At 40.8% G+C, this 4,629-nt stretch carries 5 protein-coding genes; 1 reads left to right on the top strand and 4 read right to left on the bottom strand.

Annotated features, from left to right (window positions below; genetic code table 11):
* Nucleotides 1–144: 144 nt before the first annotated feature.
* Nucleotides 145–807, bottom strand: a complete 663-nt coding sequence (locus QZZ35_RS09320; RefSeq protein ID WP_291237150.1) for a response regulator transcription factor — start codon at nt 805–807, stop codon at nt 145–147.
* Between the two features lie 110 nt (nt 808–917).
* Between QZZ35_RS09320 and QZZ35_RS09315 the strand changes: the two genes are divergently transcribed.
* Entirely contained in the window at nt 918–1,598 is a 681-nt protein-coding gene (locus QZZ35_RS09315) for a peroxiredoxin (RefSeq protein ID WP_291237149.1), read from the top strand.
* A gap of 41 nt (nt 1,599–1,639) precedes the next feature.
* Here QZZ35_RS09315 and QZZ35_RS09310 read toward each other — a convergent pair whose 3' ends face one another.
* The 3 genes from QZZ35_RS09310 to QZZ35_RS09300 form a co-directional block, all read right to left on the bottom strand.
* On the bottom strand, nt 1,640–3,019 hold the full coding sequence (locus tag QZZ35_RS09310; protein WP_291237148.1) for a transglutaminase-like domain-containing protein: 1,380 nt from the start codon (nt 3,017–3,019) through the stop codon (nt 1,640–1,642).
* A 15-nt stretch (nt 3,020–3,034) separates the two neighbouring features.
* Entirely contained in the window at nt 3,035–4,108 is a 1,074-nt protein-coding gene (locus tag QZZ35_RS09305; protein WP_291237147.1) for a dipeptide epimerase, read from the bottom strand.
* A 33-nt stretch (nt 4,109–4,141) separates the two neighbouring features.
* Nucleotides 4,142–4,629: oligopeptide/dipeptide ABC transporter ATP-binding protein (locus QZZ35_RS09300; protein ID WP_330635646.1), on the bottom strand; the 488-nt coding region annotated here is incomplete at its 5' end.

The following is a 4,629-nucleotide window of genomic DNA, read 5'->3' as shown; positions in this document are numbered from 1 at the left end:
ATAAAAATCCTGATAGGCCTTAAGTACAGCCTCATTTTTTAAATTTTCAGCCGTCATTCCAAGAATCATGCCGCCGCTGATCAGAGTGGCCGCCAAAACAGCCAGACAACTGATCCAGAGAATTTTTGTCCGTAACTTCACTCTTTATTCCTCCAGACGATAGCCCATTTTTGATATGGTTTTAATATGTTCAGAGAGTCCAAGTTTTTTTCGGAGCTGTCCGATATGTACATCCACCGTCCGTGTCTCACCCATATACTCAATGCCCCATACCATACGCAAAAGATTTTCCCTGGAAATGGCAATGTTTTTATTCTTCGCCAATACCGCCAGCAATTCAAACTCTTTCGGTTTCAAAATAACTTCTTTTCCACTCTGTCTTACCGAATGTTCTTCAAAATTAATCTCCATATCCAGCACCTTAAGGACCGGCGATGACTTATGGCTTCGCTCAAGCACCTTTTCCATACGCACCAGAAGCTCCAGAACCTCAAAAGGCTTCACAATATAATCTTCCGCTCCACCCTTTAACCCCTGTACCTTCGATCCGATATCATCCTTAGCTGTCAGAAAAATAACCGGGATATCATATTTTTTCATAACATCTAAAAGCTCAAATCCGTCCATTCCCGGCAGCATCACATCCAGAAGAGCCAGATCATAGTTATGATCTTCATTCAGAGCCTCCGCCGCTTTTGCTCCGTCATAATAAATCTTTGTCTCATAATTTGCCACTTTAAGGTTCATTGCGATCATTTTCGCAATGGCTTCTTCATCCTCTACAATCAAAATTCTGTTCTTTGACATAATTCTCCTCTTTCTTCTTTTATCCTATAAATTATAACACAACTATTGAATTCTCTCACACATTGTTATAAAATAGATGCGAAATTATATTAATATGGAGGATATTTTTAATGATGACTGAAAATGAAAACACACCAAGAATGCCTTTAATTGGAGATCCGGCTCCGTCCTTCGATGCATTGACAACACAGGGAACTATTCATTTTCCTGAAGATTATAAAGGAAAATGGGTTCTTTTTTTCTCACATCCATCTGACTTTACACCAGTATGCACAACAGAGTTTATGACGCTTGCATCCATGTCAGATGAATTTAAAGCAATGAATACCGAATTACTCGGTTTATCTGTAGATTCTCTTTATTCCCATATCGCCTGGATTCGTAAAATTGAAGAACTGGAATGGAATGGTATGAAAAATGTCAAAATACCTTTCCCTGTAATCGCCGATTTGAATAAGAAAGTTTCCTCAAAATATGGAATGCTCCAACCAAATGTATCCAGCACTCAGGCTGTACGTGCTGTCTTTATCATTGATCCGAACTCTGTTATCCGTGCTATTATTTATTATCCACTGACAACTGGCAGAAATTTTGATGAAATCAAACGTACGATTCTTGCACTTCAGAAAACAGATGCAGAACATTGCTCCACACCTGCCGGATGGTGTCCGGGAAAAGATGTCATTATTCCGACAGCCACCACATGTGAAGCTGCTGAAGCTGTTATGAATTCTGACAATGAAGATGAATATGCTCTTGACTGGTTTCTTCGTTTCCGTAAAGATAAATAAAAAGACCCGGAAAAAGTTTAAAAACTTTTTCCGGATCTTTTTTATTTTTCAATATCTTCCATGGAAATCAATTCCTGATGAACTTCAAGCTGAGAATAGAGAAGTCCGTGATCTTCATACTCAAACTCACCTCTCTGGTTATCGATCGGATCCCCGCGGAGCCATTTCTTTTCAGGAATAAACTCTTTCTGGATTTCTGAGTTGGCAGGCATACGGAAAACATCCAGATTGCCGAAATAATAATTCCAACGATTCTTATCACCTGCACGCCATGCACTTCCGCCAAAGGAAGGATCTGCAAATACCCATCCATACGGTGCCACATAAAACTGTGACCAGTCATGACATCCTGTATAATATTCTGTTGCGTAAAGACCAGACTGCCAGCGTGCCGGAATTCCAGACATACGGCAAAGGGTGATAAAGAGAAGGGCCTGAACACCGCAGTCACCTTTCTGATTCACTGCACAATACTCAGGAATGCATTCGATCGTAAAATACTCTCTCATGTAGGAATACATCACTTTTGTTGTCACAAAATCATAGAAACGACGTGCAAGAATGACCGGATTGGTTTCATCCCCCGCAAGTTCATCTCTCAATTCACGTAAATATGGTGTAAACATAATATGTGGAGCCTGTTCTTCCAGACAGAAATCCGGCTGTTCCGAAGATACCTTTTCCGGATCCAGTTCTACATAATTTACATGATAGTCAAATTCATATTCCACCATAAATTCCTGATCCGATTTTAATTCTGTCTCAAAATAAACCGTACGCTGCGGTGCATCTTCCGGTGCAATCGATGTGATCTCCGGTGAGGATGCAAGAATCTTAACATTTGAAACCTGCTCATACACCTTCGGGATTGGCAGATGAACACGAACCTTGCGTCCAACCTCTTCAAATTCTTTTTTCGCTTTGATTGTTGAGCGAATACGTGTATGAACGGTTCTTCCGCCATGTTCTTTCATATACTGGATATTGCTGTTCAACAGTTTCTGCTTTAATTCATTTCCCTGTGCATCATCCACATCCACAACCATAACTCTTGCAGCGAGATCCGGTCTTGTCTTTATCAGATTTTCATAAAAACGACGCTGAAAATGAACTTTTCCATCAATATAAATCCAATCTGCCGCACTGATCTCTTTTAAATACTGAAGTTCTTCTTCTTTAAAATCTTTAAGATGAGAAGACATGATCTCCAGAGCTTCCTCATAAGTATAAGGATATTCATCTGTTCCAACCACACGGATAATCTCAGATTCGATTTCCAGACGTTTGCGAAGTGCCATAGGAATATCTTTACTCAGAAAATGCTGAATCATCTTCTGGGCCCCGTCAAAATCACCGTAATTTTTTAATTTTAAAACATCCTCCGGAAGAGGTATTTTCATAAATGATAAATCCTGATACATGATGTTACGCCTCCTTTACTCTTCAAAACCGATAAAACCAAATCCAGGCACTTCCGGAAGAACAAGTTTCTTTGTATCTTCCACATACATACCGCCCTTAAATGGTAAATCTGTCAAAGAAAATGTTGCATCCAGGTCTGCACGTGTAATATTCTTTGTTGCAGCACCAAGACTTGCAGCAGCTGTAATACCAAGATTACTCTCCTCTGCCATACATCCCAGCATGACTTCAATACCTGCAGATTCACAGATTGCATTGATCTTTAATGCTTCACGGATACCGCCGCATTTCATCAATTTGATATTTAAATAATCAATCGCACGGCGTTCCACGAGACGAAGTGCATCTTTTGCGTTAAAGCAGCTCTCATCCGACATAATAGGTACGATGGAGTGTTTTGTTACATATTCCAGTCCTGCAATATCATGATAAGCAACCGGCTGTTCAACCAGTTCAAGATTATATTCATTTAAGCGTTCAATTAAACGAACAGCTTCTTTTGCACTCCATGCCTGATTTGCATCGATACGGATCTTAACGTCATCACCGACTGCTTCACGGATTGCTTTCACGCGTGCAAGATCCTCTGCAAAAGATGTACCTACTTTTGTCTTAATTGTATCAAAACCGGCTTCCACATGTTTTTTTGCCTTTGCTGCCATGATCTCCGGTGTATCAATACCTACAGTGATATCTGTTTCCATGAAATTCTGGTGTCCGCCAAGTAACTTATATACCGGAAGACCGGATTTCTTACCAAGAAGGTCATAACATGCCATGTCAACAGCTGCCTTTGCACAGCCGGAATGTGCTGCCGCACGGTCCATGATCCAGTACACCTTTTCAAGGTCTGTAGGATCTGTTCCAATAAGATCTTTCTCGAAGGCTTTAATAACATCTGTTGTTCCGGACAGGCTTTCTCCTGTAATCAAGATCGCCGGTGCTCCCTCACCGTATCCCACAAGCCCTTCGTCTGTCTCTACAGATACAATAGCACTTCTGGAGTGGGTGATAACTCCAAGAGAAATGCGAAATGGCTCTTTTAATGGTACTTCAACCTGTCTTACATTAATTCCTGTAATCTTCATTTTCAATTCCCCCGTGAAAATTTATTTTAGTAATTATTCTGGGAAATGGCATGCACAGCAATGGCCGTTTCCACAATCTTTCAATTCAGGTACCTGCGTCTTGCAGATATCTTTTGCTTTGTAACAACGTGTATGGAAAATACATCCGGATGGCGGATTTGCCGGACTTGGCAAGTCTCCTTCCAGGACAATCTTTTCCTTTTTATGTTTGCGATCCGGCACAGGAATCGCTGACAAAAGTGCAACTGTATATGGATGCATCGGATGATTATAAAGATCAGCTTTTTCTGCGATCTCCACCACATGGCCAAGATACATAACAGCCACTCTGTCGGAAATATGCTTAATAACACTCAGATCATGAGAAATAAAAATATAAGCCATTCCCATTTCTTTCTGAAGATCCATAAGCAGATTCAGAACCTGGGCCTGAATGGATACGTCCAGAGCAGATACCGGTTCATCACAGACCATCAATTTCGGTTCCAGAACAATCGCCCGGGCAATTCCGATACGCTGTC

The organism is Frisingicoccus sp. (assembly GCA_016298055.1).
In the GTDB taxonomy this organism is placed as follows: domain Bacteria; phylum Bacillota; class Clostridia; order Lachnospirales; family Lachnospiraceae; genus Frisingicoccus.
The sequence above is the reverse complement of the archived record's forward strand: the minus strand, read 5'-3'. Positions and strand labels throughout refer to the sequence as shown.